This window comes from Streptomyces sp. NPDC001351 (genome assembly GCF_042896045.1).
Taxonomy (GTDB): Bacteria; Actinomycetota; Actinomycetes; order Streptomycetales; family Streptomycetaceae; genus Streptomyces.
In genome coordinates, this window is the sequence record NZ_JBIAWS010000032.1 from 1 (window position 1) to 23,429 (window position 23,429).

A 23,429-nucleotide genomic window follows, 5' to 3' on the forward strand; every position below is an offset into this window, starting at 1 on the left:
CCTCGGGGTCACCCCGCCCCGGTCCGCGCACTTTTTGGCGGCCCGGGCGGCCGCCCCCCCCCCGGGGGCCGGGGGGGGGGGGGTGGGGGTGGGGGGGGGGGGGCCCCCCCCGCCCCCCCCCACCCCCATGTGCCGTCTACTTCTTCTTGTTGCCGCGCTTCTCGCGCACCCGCACCGAGATATGGATCGGCGTCCCCTCGAAGCCGAACTCCTCGCGCAGCCGGCGCTCGATGAAGCGCCGGTAGCCCGCCTCGATGAACCCGGAGGCGAACAGCACGAACCGCGGAGGCTTGGTGCCGGCCTGGGTGCCGAAGAGGATGCGGGGCTGCTTGCCGCCGCGGATCGGGTGCGGGTGGGCGGCGACCAGCTCGCCGAGGAAGGCGTTGAGACGGCCCGTCGGGACGCGGGTCTCCCAGCCGGCCAGCGCGGTCTCGATCGCCGGGACCAGCTTCTCCATGTGCCGTCCGGTGCGGGCGGAGACGTTCACCCGGGGCGCCCAGGCGACCTGGCCGAGCTCGGTCTCGATCTCCCGCTCCAGGTAGTAGCGGCGCTCCTCGTCGAGGGTGTCCCACTTGTTGTAGGCCATGACGATCGCCCGGCCCGCCTCGACGGCCATGGTGACGATGCGCTGGTCCTGTACCGAGATGGACTCGGAGCCGTCGATCAGGATGACCGCGACCTCGGCCTTCTCGACGGCGGCGGCAGTACGCAGGGAGGCGTAGTAGTCGGCGCCCTGCTGGAGGTGGACGCGCTTGCGGATACCGGCGGTGTCGACGAACTTCCAGGTGACGCCGCCGAGTTCGATGAGTTCGTCGACCGGGTCGCGGGTGGTGCCCGCCAGCTCGTTGACGACGACGCGCTCCTCGCCCGCCACCTTGTTCAGGAGGGAGGACTTGCCGACGTTCGGGCGGCCGATCAGGGCGATGCGGCGCGGGCCGCCGATCGCGGTGCCGAAGGTCTGCTCGGGGGCGTCCGGCAGGACCTCGAGCACGGCGTCCAGCATGTCGCCGGTGCCGCGGCCGTGCAGCGCGGAGACGGGGTGCGGCTCACCGAGACCCAGCGACCACAGATAGGCCGCGTCCGCCTCACCGCTCTGCCCGTCGACCTTGTTGGCCGCGAGCACCACCGGCTTGCCGGCCTTGCGCAGCAGCCGTACGACCGCCTCGTCGGTGTCGGTGGCGCCGACCTTGGCGTCGACGACGAACACGACGGCGTCGGCGGCCTCGATCGCGTACTCGGCCTGCGCGGCCACGGAGGCATCGATGCCGAGGACGTCCTGCTCCCAGCCGCCGGTGTCGACGACCTTGAAGCGGCGGCCCGACCACTCGGCCTCGTAGGTGACGCGGTCGCGGGTGACGCCGGGCTTGTCCTCGACGACCGCCTCGCGCCGCCCGATGATGCGGTTCACCAGAGTCGACTTGCCGACATTCGGGCGGCCGACGACGGCGAGGACGGGCAGCGGGCCGTGACCGGCCTCCTCGATGGCGCCCTCGACGTCCTCGAGGTCGAAGCCCTCTTCCGCGGCGAGCTCCATGAAGTCCGCGTACTCGGCGTCGCCAAGCGCTCCGTGGTCGTGCTCCTCGCCCGAGCCGTCGGAGTGGATGTGGTCGTTCATGAAGTCCGTACCTCGTCGTTCATCGTGGTGATCGGTGGACCATCCGGTTTCTTCGCCTGATCCACTACTGAAGTGTCGCTCAGCGCCCGGTCAGGCGCCTGGCGTTTTCCAGGTGAGCGGTGAGCTGCTTCTGGATGCGTTCGGTCGCCTCGTCGAGCGCCTTGCGCGTGCGCCGTCCGCTGCCGTCGCCCGCCTCGAAGGGGTCGCCGAAGACGACGTCGATACGGCTGCGCAGCGGAGGCAGCCCCTTTATCAACCGTCCCCGCCGCTCGGAACTTCCCAGTACGGCGACCGGGACGACCGGTGCTCCGCTGCGTACGGCGAAGTACGCGAGCCCGGCGCGCAGCGCGGCGAAGTCGCCCTCACCGCGGGTGCCCTCCGGGAAGATGCCCAGGACCCCGCCGGAGGACAGCACGTCCAGCGCCTGCGTGATCGCCGTGCGGTCGGCACCCGACCGGTCGACCTTGACCTGCCCGATGCCGAGCAGGAAGGGGTCCAGCGGGCCGACGAACGCCTCCTTCTTGATCAGGAAGTGCGTCGGCCGGGGCGCCACGCCCATGACCATCGGACCGTCGATGTTGTGGGAGTGGTTGACGGCGAAGATCACCGGGCCGGTGGCGGGCACCTTCCAGGAGCCCAGCACCCGCGGCTTGAACAGCCCGTACATCAGGCCGACGCCGATCCGCCGCCCGACCTCGGCGCCTTTCTCGGAAGGGACGGAAGGTGCGGTCACTTCCCGGCCCGCTTCTCCTCGACGAGGGTGACGACGCACTCGATGACCTGCGCGAGGGTGAGGTCGGTGGTGTCCACCTCGACCGCGTCGTCCGCCTTGGCGAGCGGCGAGGTCTTGCGGGAGGAGTCGGCCGCGTCGCGCTTGATCAGCGCCTCGCGGGTGGCGTGCACGTCGGCGCCCTTCAGCTCGCCGCTGCGGCGGGCGGCACGCGCCTCCGGCGATGCGGTGAGGAAGATCTTCAGGTCGGCGTCGGGCAGCACGGTCGTACCGATGTCACGGCCCTCGACGACGATGCCGTGCTCCGCGGAGGTGGCCAGCGAGCGCTGCAGCTCGGTGATCCGGGCCCGCACCTCGGGCACCGCGCTGACCGCGCTGACCTTGGAGCTGACCTCCTGGGTGCGGATCGGGCCGGCCACGTCGGTGCCGTCGACCGTGATCGTCGGATGGGCCGGGTCCGTGCCGGAGACGATCTCGGCCTTGCCCGCCACGGCGGCGATCGCGGACGGGTCGTCGACGTCGATCCCGTTGTTCACCATCCACCAGGTGATCGCCCGGTACTGGGCACCGGTGTCCAGGTAGCTCAGGCCGAGCTGCGCGGCGACGGCCTTCGACGTGCTCGACTTGCCGGTGCCGGCCGGACCGTCGATGGCGACAATCACGGGCTTGGCGACGCCGTTTTCCACGGGGGGACACCTTCCTGGTGCGGTGCGGTGGGTGTGCGGGGCCGCGATGGTGCCCTGCACAAGGTTACTGGCTCGCCGGCACCCTTCTTACAGGCGGATGATCCGGGGGATCACTGCGCGGGGGTGCGGTTGATCACTGCCGGATCGCCCAGCCCCGCTCCCGCAGTGCCGCCGTGAGGACCGGCGCCGCCTGCGGCTCCACCATCAGCTGCACCAGCCCCGCCTGCTGCCCGGTGGCGTGCTCGATGCGTACGTCCTCGATGTTGACCCCGGCCCGGCCCGCGTCGGCGAAGATCCGTGCCAGCTGCCCCGGCTGGTCGTCGATGAGGACGGCCACGACCTCGTACGCCCGCGGAGCGGACCCGTGCTTGCCGGGGACGCGGACCTGTCCGGCGTTCCCGCGCCGGAGGACGTCCTCGATGCCCAGGACACCCTCACCACGCTTGGCCTCGTCGGAGGACTGCAGGGACCGCAGCGCCTGCACCGTCTCCTCCAGGTCGGCGGCGACGTCGGAAAGCAGGTCGGCGACCGGGCCGGGGTTCGCGGACAGGATGTCGATCCACATCCGGGGGTCGGACGCGGCGATCCGGGTCACGTCCCGGATGCCCTGACCGCACAGTCGTACGGCCGCCTCCTCGGCGTTCTCCAGCCGCGCGGCGACCATGCTGGACACCAGGTGGGGCATGTGGGAGACCAGGGCGACGGCGCGGTCGTGGGCGTCGGCGTCCATGACGACCGGGACGGCCCGGCAGTGCGAGACCAGCTCCAGGGCGAGGTTGAGCACCTCGGTGTCGGTGTCCCGGGTCGGGGTGAGCACCCAGGGGCGGCCCTCGAAGAGGTCACCGGTGGCCGCCAGCGGCCCGGACTTCTCGCGGCCCGACATGGGGTGGGTGCCGATGTACTTCGACATCACGGACGCATCCAGGCCCAGCGCCTCCAGCTCGCGGCGCGGGCCGCCCTTGACGCTGGCCACGTCGAGGTAGCCGCGGGCCGCGCCCCGGCGCATGGCGTCGGCCAGCACCCCGGCCACATGGGCGGGAGGCGCGGCGATGATCGCGAGGTCGACCGGCCCGTCGGGGGCCTCGTCGATGCCGGCGCCGAGCGCGGCGGCCGTACGGGCCTGCTCCGGGTCGTGGTCGGCGAGGTGGACGACGACGCCCCGCTGGGACAGGGCGATGGCGGCGGACGTACCGATGAGTCCGGTGCCGATGACGAGCGCGGTTCTCACTGGGCGATGTCCTTGCGCAGGGCGGCCGCGGCGCCGAGGTAGACATGGGCGATGTCGGCGCGGGAGCGGTCCGACTCGATGTGCGCCAGGACCCGCACGACGCGCGGCATGGCGCCCTCGATGTCGAGTTCCTGGGCGCAGATCAGCGGTACGTCGACGATGCCGAGCTTGCGTGCGGCGGCCGCCGGGAAGTCGCTGTGCAGGTCGGGCGTGGCCGTGAACCAGATGCTGATCAGGTCGTCGGCGCTGAGCCCGTTCCGCTCGAGGATGGCGGTGAGCAGGGCTCCGACCTGCTCGTCCATGTGTCCGGCCTCGTCCCGCTGAAGTTGGACGGCTCCCCGGACCGCTCGTACCGCCACGGCTGCACTCCTCGCTGATGTACGGATCGGCTTTCGACCCTCCAGCCTAGTCAGCCCGCGGCGGGCGGGTGCGCGACGCCCGCCCGCTGAGACGAGGGCTCCGATGCCCTGCCCATGTCACCGAATCGCCCCGATTTCGCTACTTGCGGCGGCTCGCCCCTGTGCGCCTCTTTACGTCGGGGCCGCCGGTCCGCTCTGATGGCAGGACACTCGCCTCGGGGGAGGCCCGTATGAAGCGTCCTGGACCGCTGCTCACCCTGCTCGCGGGACTGCTGCTCGGCCTGTTCATGCTGTCGCTCAACGCGACGACGGGGTCGAAGAGCGCCGCGTCCCCGTACAAGGAGAAGTCGCCCGCCGTCACTGCGTCGCCGACCCCCTCCAAGGCCGCCGCGTCGCCCAGCCCGTCGCCGTCGCGGGCGGCCGCGCCCGAGGGTGTCTACACCGGCCGTACCGACGACGACTCGTCCGCCGTGGCCGTCTCACTGCGTGGCGGCAAGGCGATCGCGTACTTCTGCGACGGCCACAACATCGAGTCGTGGCTGAAGGGCGCGGTGAAGGACGACGGCAGCCTGAGCCTGACCGGTGACCACGGCGCCAAGCTGAACGGCACGCTGAAGGGCACCAAGCAGCTCCGGGGCACGGCCGAGGTCGGCGGCGGGCACTACTCCTTCACCCTCGACAGGGCGAAGAAGCCGTCCGGGATCTACCGGGCGAACAGCCAGGTCGCCGGCGCCAGAATCGTCGGCGGCTGGATCGTCCTGCCGGGTGGCAAGCAGGTGGGCATCGTCACCCGCGACGGAACGCCTTCGGCCGCGCCGGCCATCGACCCGGCGACGGGCGCGGTGACGGTCGGCGGACAGCGGCTGACGGCACATCCCGTAACTCCTTGATCCTCCTGACCTGGGAGACGACACCATGACCGTCGACCCGAACGCCGCGACCCAGAGTTTCCCGCCCTCCGGACCCGCCCATCGCGCCCCCAGCCCCGCCCGCTACCTCGTCCCGGCCTTCGTCGCCGCCGCGGTGGCCGTCGGCCTCGGGGTGTACGGCAAGGTCCACGACCCCAGCGGGACGGCCTTCAACCTGGCCGGGTTCAGCAGCACGGGCGCGGTGAAGTCGTGGCTGGCGTCGACCGCGTTCTTCTTCGCTCTCGTCCAGCTGGTCAGCGCGTTCATGGTGTACGGCAAGCTGCCGGGGCCGCGCTGGGCGTCGGCGCTGCACCGCTGGTCGGGCCGGATCGCGTTCCTGGTGGCGGTCCCGGTCGCCGTGCACTGCCTGTACGCCCTGGGCTACCAGACCTACTCGACGCGCGTGATGTGGCATTCCGCCCTGGGTTGCTTCTTCTTCGGTGCCTTCAGTGCCAAGATGCTGCTGCTTCGCTCACAGCGGCTCCCCGGCTGGCTGCTGCCGCTCGTCGGGGGGCTGGTCTTCACCGTTCTCACGCTCATCTGGCTGACGTCCGCCCTCTGGTTCTTCCGCACGTTCGGAGTGACGACATGACCCACCGCTCGACGCGGCGCACGGTTCTCCTCGCGACGGGCGCGGCGACGCTCGCCGCGGGCTGCAGCAAGTACGGCAACAGCGACTCCGGGTCCTCCGCGAACGCCTCCGGCGGGCAGGAGCTGGCGAAGACCTCCGAGATCCCGGTCGGCGGCGGCAAGATCTTCAAGGACCAGAAGGTCGTGGTCACCCAGCCGAAGAAGGACGAGTTCAAGGCCTTCTCGGCGATCTGCACCCACCAGGGCTGCACGGTGAGCACCGTCTCGAACGGCACCATCGACTGCCCCTGCCACGGCAGCAAGTACCGCATCGCCGACGGCTCGGTGGCCGGCGGCCCCGCGCCGAAGCCGCTGCCCGCGGAGCAGATCAAGGTGGAGGGAAATTCGATCCGTCTGGCGTGAGGGGCCGCGTACGCTCCCGGACATGCTTCCCGAGACCCTGGTGCGCGACCACACGATCTACGCCTGCGTCATGGGATCGCGCGCCTTCGGTCTGGCGACGGACGGCAGCGACACCGACCGCCGGGGCGTGTTCGCGGCGCCCACTCCCCTGTTCTGGCGCTTCGAGAAGCCGCCGACGCATGTCGAGGGACCGGCCGAGGAGCAGTTCTCCTGGGAGCTGGAGCGCTTCTGCGAGCTGGCCCTGCGCGCCAACCCGAACATCCTGGAGTGCCTGCACTCCCCGCTCGTGGAGTACGTCGACGACACCGGCCGCGAACTCCTCGCGCTGCGCGGGGCGTTCCTCTCCCGCCGGGCCCACGAGACGTTCACGCGCTACGCCCTCGGCCAGCGCAAGAAGCTGGAGGCCCATGTCCGCCTCCACGGCGCCCCGCGCTGGAAGCACGCCATGCATCTGCTGCGCCTCCTGATGAGCTCCCGCGACCTGCTGCGAACGGGCGCCCTCACCATCGACGTGGGCGGGCAGCGCGAGCCCCTCCTGGCCGTGAAGCGGGGCGAGGTCCCGTGGCCGGAGGTCGAGTCCCGGATGAACCGCCTGGCCGCGCAGGCCGACGAGGCGGCCCGCCACAGCCCCCTCCCCGAGGAGCCGGACCGAGCCCGCGTGGAGGCCTTCCTCGTCCGCGTCCGCCGCGCCTCAGCGCTCCAGCCGGACGCGTACGACGAAGTCGTGCAGGGCGTCGTGGACGGCCGGGGCGTCGGGTAGCGCCGAGGCCTCCTGCGCCGCGTCCAGCACGCCGTGCAGCTGCTCGACGTCAGCCCGCACGCGCGCGTGGTCGACCTCGGCGTCCCCGTGCTCCTGCTCCGCCTTCGCCGCGATCAGCTCCGGCAGGTAGGCGGGGGCGTCCAACTCGCCCAGCAGCGTGGGCAGATGGGCCTGCACCTGGCCGCTGCGCATCAGGTGGATGCCGGTGAGCAGGACCCGAAAGGTGTACAGCAGAGGCTTGAGCTCACCGGTCTTCTCGAACAGCCGCCACTGGGTGTTCGCGAACCCTCTGTAGTGGTGGGCGTGATGGCTGGTGAGCACGCCGGGCGCGAGCGCGGCCAGTTCACGGTGCGCGTCGGTCGTGTGCACGACCAGCGGCGACAGCAGCTGCTCCAGCACATAGCCGTTGCGGCGCAGCATCAGCCGTACGAACTTGCGCAGGTCGTGGGTGACCAGGTCCAGCTCGACACCGTCCCGGTCCCACATCCGGGACCGGGTCTCGTCCGGCTCCCGCAACCCCAGCAGGTCCGCCGTGGGCAGCAGGTGCACGCCCCGCAGGTCGACGTCCGAGTCGCGTGAGGGGAAGCCGTAGAGGTGGGCGCCGGAGACGGTCGCGAACAGCACCGGGTCGGGCTGTTCGGCGACCACCGGCGTCAGGTCGAGGTCCAGGGCGTCGATCATGGCTCAAGCGTCCCAGAGGGCGCCGAGGGTCAGCAGGTCGCTGCGGTATTCGATGCGGTCGGCCCACTCGGTCGGCCAGGCGTCGGCGCCCAGGTGCGCCCCCGCGAAGGCGCCCGTCAGGCAGGCTATGGAGTCCGAGTCGCCGGAGGTACAGGCGGCGCGCCGGATGGCCGTCACCGGTTCGTCGACGAAGAGCAGGAAGCACAACAGGCCGGTCGCCAGGGCCTCTTCGGCGATCCAGCCCGCGCCGGTGGCCAGGCACGGGTCGGTCTCCGCCGAGACCGTGCGCACGGCGTCCTGGAGGCGGCCGAGGATCTCCAGGCACTCGTCCCAGCCGCGCGCGATGAACTCCTCGGGGGTGGCGTCACCGGCACGGGTCCACAGGTCGCCGAGCCAGGCGTGGTGGTAGCGGCTGCGGTTCTCCATGGCGTACGACCTGAGCAGGCCGACCAGGCCGGTCGGCTCGGCGCCCTGGGCGAGCAGCCGTACGGCACGGGCGGTGAGGTCGGAGACGGCGAGCGCGGTCGGGTGCCCGTGGGTCAGTGCGGACTGCAACTGGGCGGCGCCCGCGCGCTGTTCGTCGCTCAGGCCGGGAACGAGCCCGACGGGTGCGACCCGCATATTGGCGCCGCAGCCCTTGGAGCCGATCTGGCTGGCGTCCTGCCAGCGGCGGCTGTCGTCCTTCAGCAGGTAGCAGGCCAGCAGACAGGTGTTCCCGGGCGCCCGGTTGTTCTCCGGCGACTGGTACCAGTCCACGAACTCCTCGCGCAGCGGCCGCTCCAGCCGCTTCGGCGCGAGCACCCCACGGTCCATCGCCGTCCGCAGCGCCCGCCCCACCGCCAGCGTCATCTGCGTGTCGTCCGTGACGATCGCGGGCTTCGGCAGCCGCATCTGCCGCCACGGCCCGCACTTGGCCAGGATCGACGGCACGTCGTTGAACTCGGTCGGGAAGCCGAGCGCGTCCCCGAGTGCGAGTCCGGTCAACGCCCCGGTGGCTGCTTGCTTGTCGACGATGGTGGCGGTCATGCGGGGCGTCCTTCCCGGGACGGTCGGAGGAGGGGTGGGTGCAGCGCGGTGGCCGGGCCCGCGCGATACAGCGCGGCGGGTTTGCCCCGGCCGCCGGTCAGCCGGGCGGCGCCCGGCACGGCCTCGACGAAGCCGGGCGTGGCGAGCACCTTGCGGCGGAAGTTGGGCCGGTCGAGGGCCGTGCCCCAGACCGTCTCGTAGACGTGCTGCAGCTCGCCGAGCGTGAACTCGGGCGGGCAGAAGGCGGTGGCCAGACAGGTGTACTCGAGCTTGGCGCCGACCCGTTCGTGGGCGTCCGCCAGGATCGTGTCGTGGTCGAAGGCGAGCGGCCGGGCCGAGTCGTACGGCAGCCAGCTCGCCCGCGCCGCGTCGCTGCCGGCCCGCGGCTCGGGCGCGTCGGGCAGCAGCGCGGTGAAGGCGACGGACACGACCCGCATCCGGGGGTCGCGGTCGGGTTCGCTGTAGGTCCGCAGCTGTTCCAGATGGAGCCCGGTGACGTCCACGAGGCCGGTCTCCTCGGCGAGTTCACGCCGGGCGGCCGTCTCCGCCGACTCCCGCGGCTCCACGAAGCCGCCGGGCAGTGCCCAGTGACCGGCGTAGGGATCCTGGCCGCGCTCCACGAGGAGGACGTGCAGGGCGCCGTCACGAATCGTCAGGACGGCGAGGTCGACGGTGACGGCGAAGGGTTCGTAGGCGTACTTGTCGTACTCCATGACACCGGCCTCCAACCCCCCGGACTGCTTAATGGTCATATCGACTATAAACATGGGGTGGGTGCTTCCACAACCCGCGCGCTTCCACAACCCGCGCGCTTCCGCGAGCCCGAGAGGGGTAACCGGCACCGCATGGGCGAGATCCTCGTGGGCACGTGTTCGTGGACGGACCCGGCGCTGGTCGGCAGCGGCTGGTATCCGGCGGGGCGCAAGGACGCGGAGGGGCGGCTGAGGCACTACGCCGAGCGGTTCCCCGTCGTCGAGGTCGACTCGGCGTACTACGCGCTGCCGAGCGCCCGCAACAGCCTCCTGTGGACCGAACGGACGCCGGACGGCTTCGTCTTCGACGTGAAGGCGTTCTCGCTGCTCACCGGCCACCCGACGCGGTACTCGGTGATGCCGGACGGGCTTCTTGCCGACCACCGGGATCCGAAGGTGCTCGACGCGGTGTGGGCGCGGTTCACCGAGGGGATCGAGCCGCTGCGAGAGGCCGGGCGGCTCGGCAGCGTGCTGTTCCAGATGCCGCCGTGGTTTCGCCCCGGAAAGCGGAGCGGGGAGTTCCTGCGGGAGTGCGCCGAGCGGACCGAAGGGTGGCCGGTCTCCGTGGAGTTCCGGCATCCCGCATGGTGGCGGCCGGAGTGGGCGGAGGCCACGCGCGCGTTACTGACCCGGTACGGCATGACCGCCGTGGCGGTGGACATGACCCAGTCGCTTCCCTCGTCCATCCCGCCCGTCACGCCGGTCGCCGCGCCGCGGCTGTCCGTCGTCCGGTTCCACGGGCGGAGCGCGGCCTGGGGGTCGGGGAGCAAGGAGGACCGGTTCCGGTACGACTACGGGGAGGACGAACTCCTCGACTGGCTGCCCCGGCTGCAGTCGCTGGCCGGGCGGACGGAGCAACTCCATGTGCTGTTCAACAACTGCTGCGGTGCCGCCGCGGTCCGCGCCGCCGAGGCCATGAAGGGGCTTCTCGGCGGCGCGGAGTGGGCTCACACGCGCGCGCGTGACGGCGCGAACGCCGCCACCAGCGCCCCCGCCCCCGCGGCCCCCGCCGACACCCACAGCGCCGGTGCGCAGCCGTCCAGGAAGGACGCGGGTGAGCCGTAGCCGCCGTACTGCGTGAAGACCAGGGCGGCGACGGCGATACCGAAGACGCCGCCCAGTTCGCGCAGGGCGTTGTTGACGCCTGCCGCGACGCCCGCGTCGCCGAGGGGGACGGCGGAGGTCACGGCGTTGGCGACGCTCGGAAAGACCATGGAGATGCCGACGCCCGCGATGATCAGCGGGAGGACCAACTGCCCGTAGCGGACGCCGGGTTCGACCTGCCGGGCCAGCAGGGCGAGGCCCAGCGCCTGCAGCGCGAGGCCGCCGAACATGAAGGGCCGGGTGCCGAAGCGGTCGGCGAGGGCGCCCGCGACCGGCGCGACCAGCAGCGGCATCGCGTTCCAGACGAGGATGCGCACGCCCGCCTGGAGCGGGGAGTAGCCGAGCCCGGTCTGGAACAACTGCGTGATCACGAAGAGGGCGCCCAGCAGCGACCCGAAGACCAGGAAGGCGGCCGCGTTGGCGACGGAGAAGCCGCGGTTGCGGAAGTGCGCGAGCGGCAGCATCGGGTAGCGGGCTCCCGTGCGCTCCCAGAGCAGGAAGGCGGCCACGAACACGATCCCGGCGGCGAGTGCGGTCAGCACCTCGGCGCTCCCCCAGCCCGCCTGCGGTGCCCGGACCGGCGCCCAGGCCAGCCCGGTCACGCCGACTGCCGCCAACACCAGCCCCATGAGGTCGAGTTGGGGCCGGGTGCCGTAGCTCTCGCGCAGCCGGGTGGCGGCGAACGGCAGCATCGCAAGGCCGATGGGCACGTTCAGCCAGAAGATCCACTGCCAGGACAGTCCCTCGGTGACGGCCCCGCCCAGCACCGGCCCGGCCGCCACTCCAAGGCCGGTCACCCCGCCCCACACACCGATGGCGACGCCCCGCTTCTCGGCCGGGAACGCCTCGCTGATCAGGGTCAGGGTGAGGGGAAGCAGTACGGCGGCTCCGGCGCCCTGCACCACGCGCGCACCGATGAGCTGGCCCGGCCCGCCCGCCAGCGCGGAGGCGGCCGAGCCCAGGGTGAAGACGGCGAGCCCGGCGAGGTACATCCGCCGCCGCCCGAACCGGTCGCCGAGCGCGGCGCCGGTCAGGGTCAGACAGGCGAAGACCAGGTTGTAGGCGTTGATCGTCCACTCCAGGTCCGACAGGCTCGCCCCGAAGTCGGCCCGCAGGGCGGGCAGCGCGGTCGCGACGACCACGACGTCCAGGGAGCACAGCAGCGCGCCGAGCCCGGCGAGGAGGACGGTCCACACGGGTCGGTGCGGGGCCTGTCCGGCGGATGGTTTGCGTACGGAGACACTCAGTGTGCCGGTCATGACGGGGGTTCCTTCCATGAGCTCTTGAGGTCGCTCACGGAAGGCAGACCACCCTCACCCCGGAAAGGAATCGCGCCGCCCCAGAAAGGCCAGCAGGCGTGCTTCGGGCTCCGCGTCCAGCGGTACGGCGACGGGCGCGCCGAACCGCACGCCCCGGTCCCCGTCCGCGACCACGCACCGCGCCACCGCCAGCAGTTCGGCCGCCAGCGGGGCCGGTATGGGCCGGGGCCGCCCGCGGGCCTGCGCCACGTCCCATCCGTGCACGGCGATCTCCACCGCCCCCACGGCGGACATCACCCGTACGTCCAGGGGCAGTTCGCCCACCAGCACCTGCTCCCTGGGCCCGGCCGCCCAGGCGCCGAGCACGGCACACGCGCGCGTGCGGAACGCGCAGGCGAGGTCTCCCCCGGGGCGCCCCGGCCTGAGACCGATCCGCCCTCCCGTCAGCCCCTCGTGCAGGGCGTCCAGCGAGTCGTCGAGATGCCCGAGCAACTCCCCCAGGTCCCACTCCGCGCACGGGGTGCCCCGCTCCAGACTCCCAGGCCCCACCCCGGCGACACTCCCCAGCGCGTAGGCGAGCGAACGCTCCAGCAGCTCCCCGCAGTTCACGACAGCACCCTGGGGAACCCGAAGCGGTCGACCTGCGCCAGGTCGATGAAGGCCGTGATGCGGGCCAGGGTGCCGCCCTCCACGGTGAGCACCTGCACCGAGTGCGCCCGCAGCACGCCGTCCACCCCGCGCACATACATGACGACGGCCGGCTGCCCGTTCGCGCGCGTGGGCAGCATCCGGTAGTGGCCGTCCCCGTGTCCCCTGGCCCGCAGGAACAGCAGCACGTCCTTCTTGCCGCGGAACCACTCCAGGTGGGGCGGCATCTCCAGCTCGACGCCGTCCTGGAGGAGGTCGAGCAGCGCGTCCATGTCGGCGCGTTCGAAGGCGGCCATGTACCGGTCGAGCACCTCGCGGTCCGCCGGGCCCCCGGGCTCGACGACGAGGTCCTCGTCCGGGGCGATCTCGTCGAGCCGTGCACGCGCGCGTTGGAGGCTGCTCTTGACGGCGGCCGTCGAGGTCCCGAGCAGGGAGGCGACCTCGGGTGCCCGCCAGGCCAGCACGTCCCGCAGGATGAGCACGGCCCGCTGCCGGGCGGGCAGGTGCTGCAGCGCGGCGACCAGCGCGAGCCGCAGGCTGCCGCGGGCGGCCACGACGGTCGCCGGGTCGACCAGCGCGTCGGGCAGCGGCTGGAGCCAGGGAACATCCGTCGCAGGGGCCCTCAGCGGCTCCTCAGGCGCCTCGGACGGCCCGCCGAGCCTCGCGGGCAGGGGACGCCTCGCGCGGCTCTCCAGCGCCGTCAGACACGTGTTGGTGGCGATGCGGTGCAGCCAGGTCCGCAGGGACGCGCGGCCCTCGTAGCCCTCGTAGGACCGCCAGGCCCGCAGATAGGTCTCCTGCACCAGGTCCTCGGCCTCGTCGACCGAGCCCAGCATCCGGTAGCAGTGCGCGAGCAGCTCCCGCCGGTAGGGGTCCGTCAGGCGGACGAACTCGTCGCGGTCCGTCGTCGTAGCAGGCATGGCCATTCCTCTCGCCGGTCACGAGTACAGACCGGCGAGGGACCGAAAACGCATCGGCCGGTCCCGGAGAGGATCCGGAACCGGCCGTCGCGCAGAGCGGCTAGAGGTCGACCTCCTGCATCAGCATCCCGACCTCGGTGTTCGACAGCCTCCGCAGCCAGCCCGACTTCTGGTCGCCCAGGGTGATCGGGCCGAAGGAGGTGCGCACCAGCTTCTCCACCGGGAAGCCGGCCTCCGCCAGCATGCGGCGGACGATGTGCTTGCGGCCCTCGTGGAGGGTGACCTCGACCAGGTAGTTCTTGCCGGTCTGCTCGACCACCCGGAAGTGGTCGGCGCGCGCGTAGCCGTCCTCCAGCTGGATGCCGTCCTTCAGCTTCTTGCCCAGGTCGCGCGGGATCGGACCGACGATCGCGGCGAGGTAGGTCTTCTTCACGCCGTACTTGGGGTGGGTCAGGCGGTGCGCCAGCTCGCCGTGGTTGGTGAGCAGGATGACGCCCTCGGTCTCGGTGTCGAGGCGCCCCACGTGGAAGAGCCGGGTCTCGCGGTTGGTGACGTAGTCGCCGAGGCACTGCCGGCCCTCGGGGTCCTCCATCGTCGAGACGACACCGGCCGGCTTGTTCAGCGAGAAGAACTGGTACGACTGCGTCGCGACCGTCAGGCCGTCGACCTTGACCTCGTCCTTCTCCGGGTCGACGCGCTTGCCCTGCTCGAGGACGATCTCGCCGTTGACCTCGACGCGGGCCTGCTCGATCAGCTCCTCGCAGGCACGCCGGGAGCCGTAGCCGGCGCGCGCGAGCACCTTCTGCAGCCGCTCGCCCTCCTGCTCGGCGCCCGGGAAGGTCTTGGGCAGCTTGACGTCCTTCTTGCCGGCGTACCGCTCGCGGTTGCGCTCCTCGGCCCGGGCGTCGTACTCACGCGAGGTCGCCGGAGCCGAACGGCCCCGGCCCGTGCCCTGGCCCTGCCTTGGGCCGCCCTTGGCACCGCCGCGCGCCGAGGCGCCGCGCCCCGACTTCGGGCCGTCCTGGGTGGCGCCGGGGCCCACGTCGTAGCGCCGCTCCTCCGGGCGGGGCTTCTTCGGCCGGCCGCCCTGCTTGTCGTCGCGGTTGTTACCGGCGCCGCGGTAATTACCGCGGCCACCGCTGCTCCCGCCGCGGCCGCCGCTGTTGCCACCACGGCTCCCGCCGTTGTTTCCGCTGCTGTTCCTGCCGCTGCTGCTTCGCATCAAAGTTCCGTCTTGTCGTCTGCGTCCTCGGAATCCGGAGCGTCCGGATCGAACGACGGAACCCCTTCCAGTGTCTCGGCCTCGATCGCCTCCGCCTCCGGGAGGAAGGGCGCGAGCTCCGGGAGCTCGTCCAGACCGCGCAGGCCCATCCGCTCCAGGAAGTAGTTCGTCGTCGTGTACAGGATCGCACCTGTTTCGGGTTCCGTGCCCGCCTCCTGGACCAGACCCCGCTGCAGCAGGGTGCGCATGACCCCGTCGCAGTTGACTCCTCGTACGGCCGAGACGCGGCTGCGGCTGACCGGCTGACGGTAGGCGACGACGGCGAGAGTCTCCAGGGCGGCCTGGGTGAGCCGGGCCTGCTGGCCGTCCAGGACGAAGCCTTCCACGGCCGCCGCGTACTCGGGCCGGCTGTAGAAACGCCAGCCGCCGGCGATCAGCCGCAGCTCGAATCCGCGGCCCTGCACGGCGTATTCGTCGGCCAGCTCCCGCAGTGCGTCGCCGACCTGCCGCTTCGGCCGCTGGAGGATCTTCGCGAGATGCTCCTCGGTGGCGGGCTCGTCCACGACCATGAGGACGGCCTCCAGGGCGGGCTTGAGGTCGAGGTCGGCGACGGTGTTCAGCCCTGTCGGGAGGCCGGTGGTGTCCTCGCTCACGCCTTGTCCTCCTTGGGTGGCTCGGGCGGTCGGTCGAATTCGTCGGTCACCATCCGCTGGGCCTCGCCCTCGCCGCCGGTCCAGCGCACGATCAGCTCACCGAGCGCCGTCTCCTGGTCGAGGGCGACGGCCTTCTCCCGGTAGAGCTCCAGCAGCGCGAGGAATCGTGCGACGACGGTGAGGGTGTCGTCGGTGTCCTCGACCAGTGCCCGGAAGCTGGCCTCGCCGAGCTCCCTGAGCCGGGCGACCACGATTTCGGCCTGCTCCTGCACGCTGACCAGCGGCGCGTGGATGTGATCCACGTACACCTGCGGCTTGGGCTTGGGCTGCATCGCCTTCACGGCGAGCTTCGCGAAGCCCTCCGCCCCGATGCTGATGACGACCTCGGGCAGCAGTTCGGCGTGGTGGGGCTCGAGTCCGACGGTACGCGGGTACCGCCGGGCCTCCTCCTCCAGCCGCTGGTTGAAGATGTCGGCGATCTGTTTGTAGGCGCGATACTGCAGCAGCCGTGCGAACAGCAGGTCCCGTGCCTCCAGGAGCGCGAGGTCGGCCTCGTCCTCGACCTCGGCGGAGGGCAGCAGCCGGGCGGCCTTGAGGTCGAGCAAGGTGGCCGCGACGACGAGGAACTCGGTCGTCTGATCCAGATCCCAGTCCGGCCCCATGGCCCGGATGTGGGCCATGAACTCGTCGGTCACCTTGGACAGCGCAACCTCGGTGACGTCCAGCTTGTGCTTGGAGATCAGCTGAAGCAGCAGATCGAAGGGCCCCTCGAAATTGGCGAGCCGGACCTTGAAGACACCGTCGCCGTCGGCGTCCCCGGGGCCCGCTACCGCCCCCGCACCCGCTTCCTGGGGCACGCCACCGGACTCGGCCGGAGCCCCCTGGGCCACGGCTTTCACCTGAGGCGCGGAACCCGACCCCGGAACCAGGTCCTCCGGCTCCCGCACCGTCTCCGAGGCCACGGCCTCCACCGAAGGCACAGAGACCACCTCCGGCGCCACGGCCCCCACCGAACGAGCAGACACCACCTCCGGCGCCACGGCGCCCGGCTCCGCAACCGACTCGAGGCCCACGGGCCGCTGCCTGGCGACCGACGCCGGAGCCACGGGATCCCGCCCGGGCTCAGGAACCGGCCGATCGGCCACAGCCTCTGGCCCCGGGCCCGAACCTCGGGGCCCGGCGACCGACACCGGAGTGACGAGATCCGGCCCCCGCTCACGGAGCGGCCGTTCAGCGGCGGCCTCCTGGCCCGGATCCGGCTCGGGGGCGGCAGCCTCGGGGTTCGTCTCCGCAGGAGTCGGGGCCGGTTCCCCGGGAGGAGCCACCGGCTCGGCCCGTGGAGCACCAGGGCCCCGGCCCAGTGCACGCCGACGGCCGCCGGAGGCGCCGGCGCCGGGGGCGGGAACGTCGTTCGAGGTCATGGCCCCCGCAGGCTACCGCTACCGCCCGCGCAGCCTGCGTACGAGGATGCTCGCGTCCCCGCGGGACTCCAGGTCGGCCAGGACCACGGCGACCGCCTCACGGACGATCCGCCCGCGGTCGACCGCGAGGCCGTGCTCACCGCGGAGCACCAGACGTGCGTGCTCCAGATCCATGAGCTCCTCGGCGGAGACGTACACGGTGATCTTCTCGTCGTGCCGCTCGCGGCCACTGGGCCGGCGCGAGGCCGACGACCGGCCGCGCTTACGGGACTGGGCGCCGGCGGCGGCAGAACCTTCCTGCGCCCCCTGACGTCGCCCGGAGCGCTCCTGGCCCGCGGCACGGCTGCGGGACTCACCGGCGTCGGCCGGCTCCGGCTCCGCGGCGACATGCTCCGGGCCCTCGCCGTCGCCGCCCTGCGCGGGCACCGACTGCGGCGCGTCCTCGGGCGAGGCGGCCGCGGCCGGATCGCTCTCCCCCGCGGGCGCGGGCACCCGGGCCTCGCCGTTGGCCCCCCGCCGCGGAGTGGACGGCTGGAGCGCCATTCCCCCTGTCGTACGGAAGAGTTCGTCGGCCCCCGGCAGACTCACTCGGCGTGACACCGGGCGAGCACCTCCCTGGCGAGCTGACGGTAGGCGGCGGCGCCGACGGAGTTGGAGGCGTACGTGGTGATCGGCTCACCGGCGACCGTGGTCTCCGGGAAGCGGACCGTGCGTCCGATGACCGTGTGGTAGACGTGATCGTCGAACGCCTCGACCACACGGGCCAGCACCTCGCGGCTGTGGACCGTGCGCGAGTCGTACATCGTGGCCAGGATCCCGTCGAGTTCCAGCTCCGGGTTGAGCCGCTCCTGGACCTTCTCGATGGTCTCCGTCAGCAGTGCGACACCGCGCAGGGCGAAGAACTCGCATTCCAGGGGCACGATCACCTTGTGGGCGGCCGTCAGCGCGTTCACGGTCAGCAGACCCAGTGAAGGCTGACAGTCGATCACGATGTAGTCGTAGTCGGCCATCAGCGGCTTCAGGGCCCGCTGGAGCGTGGACTCGCGCGCGACCTCCGAGACCAGCTGCACCTCGGCGGCGGACAGGTCGATGTTGCTGGGCAGCAGGTCCATGTTCGGGACCGCTGTCTTGAGGAGCACCTCGTCGGCCGCCATCCCCCGCTCCATGAGCAGGTTGTAGACGGTGAGGTCGAGCTCCATCGGATTGACGCCGAGGCCCACCGACAGCGCGCCCTGCGGGTCGAAGTCCACGAGCAGCACGCGGCGTCCGTACTCCGCGAGCGCGGCACCCAGGTTGATGGTCGACGTCGTCTTGCCGACGCCGCCCTTCTGGTTGCACATCGCGATGATCTTCGCGGGCCCGTGGTCGGTCAGCGGGCCCGGGATGGGGAAGTACGGCAGCGGACGCCCGGTCGGGCCGATGCGCTCACGGCGCTGGCGGGCAGCGTCGGGCGCGAGGGTGGCCGCGTACTCGGGGTCGGGCTCGTACTCCGCGTCGGGGTCGTAGAAGTGCCCTTCGGGCAGTTCGTCGTAGTCGGCGAAGTGGTTGTGGGGCGCGCCACTTCCGTCGCCGGCCATGGCGTTCACGTGATGGCCATCCATGCTCTGGTGTGCAGTCCGGATCACCTGCGGACCCGGGCTCTGGTGGGCTGCGAAGGTGCGCACAGCTACGGAGCCGACAGCCTCGAACCCCGCGGGACCCTGGTCCCGTACAGGCGCTCCTGGTTGACCACCCCCGGGAGAAAATGTCGACTCATTCACAAGTCGTCTTACCTCCTTGGTGACCAGGAAACTTCTAGACAGGTCAGCGTGGCACCATGCCGACGACTGGCGACTCTATGGCGTGTCGGGCGTCCTCAGCAACACAATCCGCCGCACCGGGCTCGATGTGTCGACAATGAAACATCCCTCTGTCAAGGGCGTACGACCGTCGCACGGCAGGTTTCGCGGGTGTGCGAATCGGTCGAAGGGTTACGTTCGAGGCGAGTTGACCTAGAGCCACAAAGTGACCATACACACATCCGGCCGGACCTTGTCGGGCAAGGTCCGGCCGGATGTGCGCTGTTGACGACCAGTGTTGACGTATCGCCTTTTACCGAATGGTGACTTAGCGGCTCGACGACTCGCCGCTCAGCCGAGCAGGCTCTCGAGCTCCACGTGCTCCAGTCCGTGCGCCTCTGCGACCTCGCGGTAAACGACCTTGCCGTCATGGGTGTTGAGTCCCTTGGCGAGCGCGGGGTCGCGGCGCAGCGCCTCCACCCAGCCGTGGTTGGCGAGTTCGACGATGTAGGGCAGCGTCGCGTTGGTGAGCGCGTAGGTGGAGGTGTTGGGCACCGCGCCCGGCATGTTGGCGACGCAGTAGAAGACCGAGTCGTGGACCTGGAAGGTCGGCTCGGCGTGCGTGGTCGGACGGGAGTCCTCGAAGCATCCGCCCTGGTCGATCGCGATGTCGACAAGGACACTCCCGGGCTTCATGCGGGAGACGAGCTCGTTGGTGACCAGCTTGGGGGCCTTGGCGCCGGGGATGAGGACCGCGCCGACGACCAGGTCGGCGTCCAGGACGGCCTTCTCCAGCTCGAAGGAGTTGGACATGATCGCCCGGACCTTGGTGCCGAAGACCCTGTCCGCCTCACGCAGCTTGTTGATGTCGCGGTCGAGCAGCGTGACGTGGAAGCCCAGGCCGACCGCGATCTGCGTCGCGTTCCAGCCGGAGACGCCACCGCCGATGACGACGGCCTTGGCGGGCTGGGTGCCGGGGACGCCGCCGGGGAGCACGCCACGGCCGCCGGCCGAGCGCATCAGGTGGTAGGCGCCGACCTGCGGGGCGAGGCGGCCCGCGACCTCGGACATGGGGGCGAGCAGCGGCAGCGCGCGGTTGGGGAGCTCGACCGTCTCGTAGGCGATCGCCGTGGTGCCGGACTCGATGAGCGCGTCGGTGCACTCCTTGGAGGCGGCCAGGTGCAGGTAGGTGAAGAGCGTCTGGTCCTTGCGCAGGCGGTGGTACTCCTCGGCGATGGGCTCCTTGACCTTCAGCAGCAGGTCGGCGGTGGCCCACACCTCGTCGGCGGTCGGCAGGATCTGCGCACCGGCGGCGACGTACTCGCTGTCCGGGATCGACGATCCGACACCGGCGTCGTGCTCGATGACGACCTGGTGGCCGTGGCGCACGAGCTCGTGCACACCGGCGGGGGTGATGGCCACCCGGAACTCGTTGTTCTTGACCTCGCGGGGGATGCCGACCTTCACGTCGATCACGGTCCTTGGCTCAGTGGATGTGGGGCAATACAACGCATACCCAGGCATGCATGAGCACACCGGGAGACACCGCAGGAGAAGGTGCGGCAGAGCCAGTCTAATGAAGGTGTTCTCTCTGTCTAGCCTTCCATTGCATCAATCTTCGCCAGATGTACTACGGATTTCGCAGGTGTCATCGTCTTGTTGCAAGGGATCAAGGGGTTTCGGCTCCTGTTCACCGTCCTTGCGCTCCTCCCCCAGCAGCCGCTCGGCCGTGCCCCGGTGCAGCTGAGCGGAGGCGGGATCGCCGAGGCGTTCCAGCGTGTCGGCGAGCCGCAGCTGCAGCGCCGCCTGCAGCCGTACGTCCTCGGCACGCCGGGCCCACTCCACCGCCTCGTGGCAGGTCCGCAGCGACTCCTCGGGCCGTCCCGCGTACTCCTGCACGCGGGCGAGTTCGCTCAACGCCCGTGCGTGGGAGGCGATGTCGCCGTTCTTGCGGTGCCGGGCGATCGCCGTGCGCCAGGCGCGCTGGGCCTCGCCGTAGCGGCCCGCATAGGTGTGGGCCGCCGCGATACGGCCGTAGAGCCGGGCGGCGGCCGCCCGCTCGCCCCGGGCCAGGCGCTCGGCGAGGGCGCGGCCGAACCAGTCGGCGGCCCGGTCGTAGTCCCCGAGCTCCAGATGCGCACCGCCTACGGATTCCATTGCGCGGCCGCTCGCGTACGGGTCATTCGCCTCCCGTCCGGCGTCCAGCGCGGCCCGATAGCGGGCCAGTGCCTCCGTCGTGCGGCCGGTCTGGGCGTCCAGATCGCCGAGGTTCAGCAGCGCGGCGGCCTTCTCGCGGGGCAGGTCCCGCCGCTCGGCCACGTCCAGGACGAGCCGGTGGATGCCGTACAGGTCGGGGGCGGCGGCCCGGGTGCCGAAATGCGCGACCATGGCCTTGACCAGCTGGGACATCAGCCGGCGGGCGAGGGTGTCCAGCTCTCCGTCCGCGACGGCCAGCCGGGCCGCGGCCAGCAGGGCGGGCCTGCGCAGGCGCAGCCACTCCTCGGCGGCACGGGGGCTCGGGAAGCGCAGGGAGCGCGGCATGCCCTGGAGCTTCTCGCGCGCCTCGGGGCTGTCCGTCTCGGTGATCACCCGGCAGGACTGCAGCAGCCGTACGGTCCGCTCCAGCATGCGGGCGCGGGCCAGCTGCACCTCCCCGGGCCGGTCCTGGCTCTGGGTGAGCTTCCTCAACAGGGGGTGCAGACAGCCCGGCACCTCGTACTGCGGCAACGGCGAGTCCGCGGCCCGCAGCAGACCGAGGGCGACGAACTCGTCGAGCGCGGCGTGGGCGTCGCCGACCGAGCAGCCGGCGAGCGAGGCCGCGGTGTGCGGGTCGACCAGGCCGGCCGGGGCGAGGGAGAGCAGTCGCAGCATCCGGGCGGACGGGGCGGGCAGCGAGGTGTAGACGAGCCCGAAGACCCGGCTGAGGGGGGTGCCCTCACCCTCCGTGTGCAGATGCTTGGCCAGGTCGGCGACGGCCGCCTTGGGCCGGGCGGCGAGCCAGCCGCCCGCCAGCGTCAGCGCGGCGGGGTGGCCCTGGCACTCCTCGACCAGGCCCTCGGCGGCACGGGGGTCGACGGTGATGCGGACCGAGCCGGTGTGCCGGGTGAGCAGCTCCAGTGCGGACTTGGTGTCGAGGCCGCCGAGAGTGCAGGGGCGGACGTCGGAGATACCGGTGAGGGGGCCGCCCGACACGGCCACCACCAGGCAGCCCGGCGTGTCCGGAAGCAGGGCGTCGACCTGCTCGGCGTCCGCCGCGTCGTCGAGCAGCACCAGGGCCCGGCGGTCGGCGAGGGCGGTGCGCAGTGCCTCGGCCAGGTCGTCCGCGGCGGCTCCGGCGGGGGTGGGCAGCTTCAGGGCGGCGAGCAGTTCGCGGGCGGTCTGCGCGAGGGGGACGGGCGTGCCGTCGGGCTCGCTCAGCCGCGCCCGGAGCACCCCGTCGTCGTAACGGTCCGCAACCTGCCGTACCAGTTCCTCGGCGAGGGCGGTGCGTCCGGAACCGGGCCTGCCCGCGATGAGCAGTACGCGCGCGCGTGGGGCCTTGCGGCCGGAGAGGGTGTCCAGGCCCGCGCGCTCGATGTCGGCGCGGAGTTCCTTCAATTCCCTTGTACGGCCCAGGAACCGGCTCTCGTCAGCAGCGTGCCCCGACAGCCGTACACCGTCTGTGTTGACCGCCTGATCCGTCACGGGCCACACTCCCGTCCCACCGCACGCGCAAGCCCGCCGGGACTCCGGTACCGGGCATCAACAGAGCCTAGTTCACGCTCTGCAACGAACCTGGAGGAGCACGGCGGGCACATCCCCCGATCGGATCAGCAGATCGTCACACCGGTACGGAGGAGGAGGTGGCGTTCAGGACTCGAAGGGACGCGCGGGCCACGGCGCCTCGGCGGGGCGCAGCGCGTCGAGCCCGTCGCCCTGCTCTGCGGCGACCAGCGAAAAGACGCCCACGACAAGGCAGTTGTTGTGCAGCTCGCCCGCGAGGACACCCCGTACGAGCTCCTGGAGGGGCACCCGCGCGATCTCCATGTCGGCCTCTTCGTGCTCGACCTCGAAGCGGTCGCCGTCGGCCTCGGACAGATCGCGGGCGAGGAAGACGCGCACGGCCTCGTCGCAGCCGCCGGGGGTGGTGTAGACGTCGGTCAGCACACGCCAGTCCTCGGCCTTGACGTGTGCCTCCTCGTAGAGCTCGCGCTGGGCGGCGTGCAGCGGGTTCTCGCCGGGCACGTCGAGCAGACCGGCCGGGATCTCCCAGAGCTTGTGACGCACGGGGTGGCGGTACTGGCGGACGAGCAGCACCCGGCCGTCGTCGTCGAGGGCGAGGACGGCGACCGAACCGGGGTGGACCTGGTAGTCGCGGCGGGCCACATGTCCGTCGGGCATGACCACGTCGTCCGTGCGCACGGAGGTCTTGTTGCCCACGAAGGGGGTCTCCGTCGCCCGGATCTCCCACTCCTCGGGGGTGTCCTTGATCGTCATGCCCTGTCCTTTCGCACACTTGTGCCGCACACGCCGAGTGAAACGGGGCGCTCACCTTTTGAATGCGAGCGCCCCGGCCACCGTACAACTGGTGTGTTACTTGGAATTCTTCCGCTCGACCGAGGCCTTCACCAGGCCGGCGAAGAGCGGGTGCGGGCGGGTCGGGCGGGAGCGCAGCTCGGGGTGTGCCTGGGTCGCCACCAGGTAAGG

At 71.6% G+C, this 23,429-nt stretch carries 24 protein-coding genes; 5 read left to right on the plus strand and 19 right to left on the minus strand.

Annotated elements, in window-relative coordinates; all coding sequences use genetic code 11:
- Positions 1-136 precede the first annotated feature (136 nt).
- The 5 genes from der to aroH all read right to left on the minus strand — a co-directional run bounded on the left by der (position 137) and on the right by aroH (position 4,618).
- Complete coding sequence (der, locus tag ACFY1U_RS50495; RefSeq protein ID WP_390700859.1) at positions 137-1,615, minus strand: ribosome biogenesis GTPase Der; 1,479 nt, start codon at positions 1,613-1,615, stop codon at positions 137-139.
- A 79-nt stretch (positions 1,616-1,694) separates the two neighbouring features.
- Positions 1,695-2,387, minus strand: a complete 693-nt coding sequence (locus tag ACFY1U_RS50500; RefSeq protein ID WP_390700860.1) for a lysophospholipid acyltransferase family protein — start codon at positions 2,385-2,387, stop codon at positions 1,695-1,697.
- Positions 2,345-3,031, minus strand: a complete 687-nt coding sequence (gene cmk / locus ACFY1U_RS50505) for a (d)CMP kinase (protein WP_390700861.1) — start codon at positions 3,029-3,031, stop codon at positions 2,345-2,347. The genes ACFY1U_RS50500 and cmk overlap by 43 nt, the downstream gene beginning before the upstream one ends.
- Positions 3,032-3,164: 133 nt before the next feature.
- Positions 3,165-4,259: a prephenate dehydrogenase gene (locus ACFY1U_RS50510; RefSeq protein WP_390700862.1), complete on the minus strand. Its 1,095-nt coding sequence runs from the start codon at positions 4,257-4,259 to the stop codon at positions 3,165-3,167.
- On the minus strand, positions 4,256-4,618 hold the full coding sequence (gene aroH, locus ACFY1U_RS50515) for a chorismate mutase (RefSeq protein ID WP_390700863.1): 363 nt from the start codon (positions 4,616-4,618) through the stop codon (positions 4,256-4,258). Before aroH ends, ACFY1U_RS50510 begins: the two co-directional genes overlap by 4 nt.
- Before the next feature lie 230 nt (positions 4,619-4,848).
- Here aroH and ACFY1U_RS50520 point away from each other — a divergent pair, with 230 nt between their 5' ends.
- Genes ACFY1U_RS50520 through ACFY1U_RS50535 form a run of 4 tightly spaced genes read left to right on the plus strand, consistent with a single transcriptional unit; the run spans position 4,849 to position 7,279 of the window.
- Positions 4,849-5,508: a hypothetical protein gene (locus tag ACFY1U_RS50520; RefSeq protein WP_390700864.1), complete on the plus strand. Its 660-nt coding sequence runs from the start codon at positions 4,849-4,851 to the stop codon at positions 5,506-5,508.
- Positions 5,509-5,533: 25 nt separating this feature from the next.
- On the plus strand, positions 5,534-6,118 hold the full coding sequence (locus tag ACFY1U_RS50525; RefSeq protein ID WP_390700865.1) for a DUF6529 family protein: 585 nt from the start codon (positions 5,534-5,536) through the stop codon (positions 6,116-6,118).
- Positions 6,115-6,519: a Rieske (2Fe-2S) protein gene (locus ACFY1U_RS50530; RefSeq protein ID WP_390700866.1), complete on the plus strand. Its 405-nt coding sequence runs from the start codon at positions 6,115-6,117 to the stop codon at positions 6,517-6,519. Before ACFY1U_RS50525 ends, ACFY1U_RS50530 begins: the two co-directional genes overlap by 4 nt.
- A 22-nt stretch (positions 6,520-6,541) precedes the next feature.
- Positions 6,542-7,279 (plus strand): DNA polymerase beta superfamily protein, encoded by a 738-nt coding sequence (locus ACFY1U_RS50535; RefSeq protein ID WP_390700867.1) that lies wholly within the window; start codon positions 6,542-6,544, stop codon positions 7,277-7,279.
- On the opposite strand, the gene ACFY1U_RS50540 is transcribed toward ACFY1U_RS50535, so the two are convergent.
- The 3 genes from ACFY1U_RS50540 to ACFY1U_RS50550 are packed head-to-tail and all read right to left on the minus strand — an operon-like array spanning position 7,211 to position 9,699.
- Positions 7,211-7,960, minus strand: a complete 750-nt coding sequence (locus ACFY1U_RS50540; RefSeq protein ID WP_390700868.1) for a DNA polymerase beta superfamily protein — start codon at positions 7,958-7,960, stop codon at positions 7,211-7,213. The genes ACFY1U_RS50535 and ACFY1U_RS50540 overlap by 69 nt on opposite strands.
- 3 nt (positions 7,961-7,963) lie before the next feature.
- Positions 7,964-8,986, minus strand: coding sequence for an ADP-ribosylglycohydrolase family protein (locus ACFY1U_RS50545; protein WP_390700869.1), 1,023 nt, complete (start codon positions 8,984-8,986; stop codon positions 7,964-7,966).
- Positions 8,983-9,699 carry an NUDIX domain-containing protein gene (locus ACFY1U_RS50550; protein WP_390700879.1) on the minus strand — a complete coding sequence of 239 codons (717 nt, stop codon included), beginning with the start codon at positions 9,697-9,699 and terminating at the stop codon, positions 8,983-8,985. Before ACFY1U_RS50550 ends, ACFY1U_RS50545 begins: the two co-directional genes overlap by 4 nt.
- Before the next feature lie 132 nt (positions 9,700-9,831).
- Between ACFY1U_RS50550 and ACFY1U_RS50555 the strand changes: the two genes are divergently transcribed.
- Positions 9,832-10,803, plus strand: coding sequence for a DUF72 domain-containing protein (locus ACFY1U_RS50555; protein WP_390700870.1), 972 nt, complete (start codon positions 9,832-9,834; stop codon positions 10,801-10,803).
- Here the strand turns inward: ACFY1U_RS50555 and ACFY1U_RS50560 are convergent.
- The 11 genes from ACFY1U_RS50560 to ACFY1U_RS50610 all read right to left on the minus strand — a co-directional run bounded on the left by ACFY1U_RS50560 (position 10,686) and on the right by ACFY1U_RS50610 (position 23,219).
- On the minus strand, positions 10,686-12,101 hold the full coding sequence (locus ACFY1U_RS50560) for a DHA2 family efflux MFS transporter permease subunit (RefSeq protein WP_390700871.1): 1,416 nt from the start codon (positions 12,099-12,101) through the stop codon (positions 10,686-10,688). The genes ACFY1U_RS50555 and ACFY1U_RS50560 overlap by 118 nt on opposite strands.
- 54 nt (positions 12,102-12,155) lie before the next feature.
- Positions 12,156-12,710, minus strand: coding sequence for a TIGR03086 family metal-binding protein (locus ACFY1U_RS50565; RefSeq protein WP_390700872.1), 555 nt, complete (start codon positions 12,708-12,710; stop codon positions 12,156-12,158).
- Entirely contained in the window at positions 12,707-13,669 is a 963-nt protein-coding gene (locus tag ACFY1U_RS50570) for a sigma-70 family RNA polymerase sigma factor (protein ID WP_390700873.1), read from the minus strand. Before ACFY1U_RS50570 ends, ACFY1U_RS50565 begins: the two co-directional genes overlap by 4 nt.
- A 100-nt stretch (positions 13,670-13,769) precedes the next feature.
- Positions 13,770-14,891, minus strand: a complete 1,122-nt coding sequence (locus ACFY1U_RS50575; RefSeq protein WP_390700874.1) for a pseudouridine synthase — start codon at positions 14,889-14,891, stop codon at positions 13,770-13,772.
- Positions 14,891-15,544: an SMC-Scp complex subunit ScpB gene (gene scpB, locus ACFY1U_RS50580; RefSeq protein WP_390700875.1), complete on the minus strand. Its 654-nt coding sequence runs from the start codon at positions 15,542-15,544 to the stop codon at positions 14,891-14,893. The genes ACFY1U_RS50575 and scpB overlap by 1 nt, the downstream gene beginning before the upstream one ends.
- Positions 15,541-16,734 (minus strand): segregation/condensation protein A, encoded by a 1,194-nt coding sequence (locus ACFY1U_RS50585; protein WP_390700880.1) that lies wholly within the window; start codon positions 16,732-16,734, stop codon positions 15,541-15,543. Before ACFY1U_RS50585 ends, scpB begins: the two co-directional genes overlap by 4 nt.
- A 249-nt stretch (positions 16,735-16,983) precedes the next feature.
- Entirely contained in the window at positions 16,984-17,565 is a 582-nt protein-coding gene (locus tag ACFY1U_RS50590) for a hypothetical protein (RefSeq protein WP_344404104.1), read from the minus strand.
- The gene (locus ACFY1U_RS50595; RefSeq protein WP_099927832.1) at positions 17,550-18,725 is read right to left on the minus strand and encodes a ParA family protein; all 1,176 of its coding nucleotides are present in this window, start codon (positions 18,723-18,725) and stop codon (positions 17,550-17,552) included. The genes ACFY1U_RS50590 and ACFY1U_RS50595 overlap by 16 nt, the downstream gene beginning before the upstream one ends.
- Positions 18,726-19,094: 369 nt before the next feature.
- Entirely contained in the window at positions 19,095-20,219 is a 1,125-nt protein-coding gene (gene ald, locus ACFY1U_RS50600; RefSeq protein WP_390700876.1) for an alanine dehydrogenase, read from the minus strand.
- 135 nt (positions 20,220-20,354) lie between these two features.
- Positions 20,355-22,427, minus strand: a complete 2,073-nt coding sequence (locus ACFY1U_RS50605; protein ID WP_390700877.1) for a tetratricopeptide repeat protein — start codon at positions 22,425-22,427, stop codon at positions 20,355-20,357.
- A 165-nt stretch (positions 22,428-22,592) separates the two neighbouring features.
- Positions 22,593-23,219 (minus strand): NUDIX domain-containing protein, encoded by a 627-nt coding sequence (locus tag ACFY1U_RS50610; RefSeq protein ID WP_390700878.1) that lies wholly within the window; start codon positions 23,217-23,219, stop codon positions 22,593-22,595.
- Between the last annotated feature and the right edge of the window lie 210 nt (positions 23,220-23,429).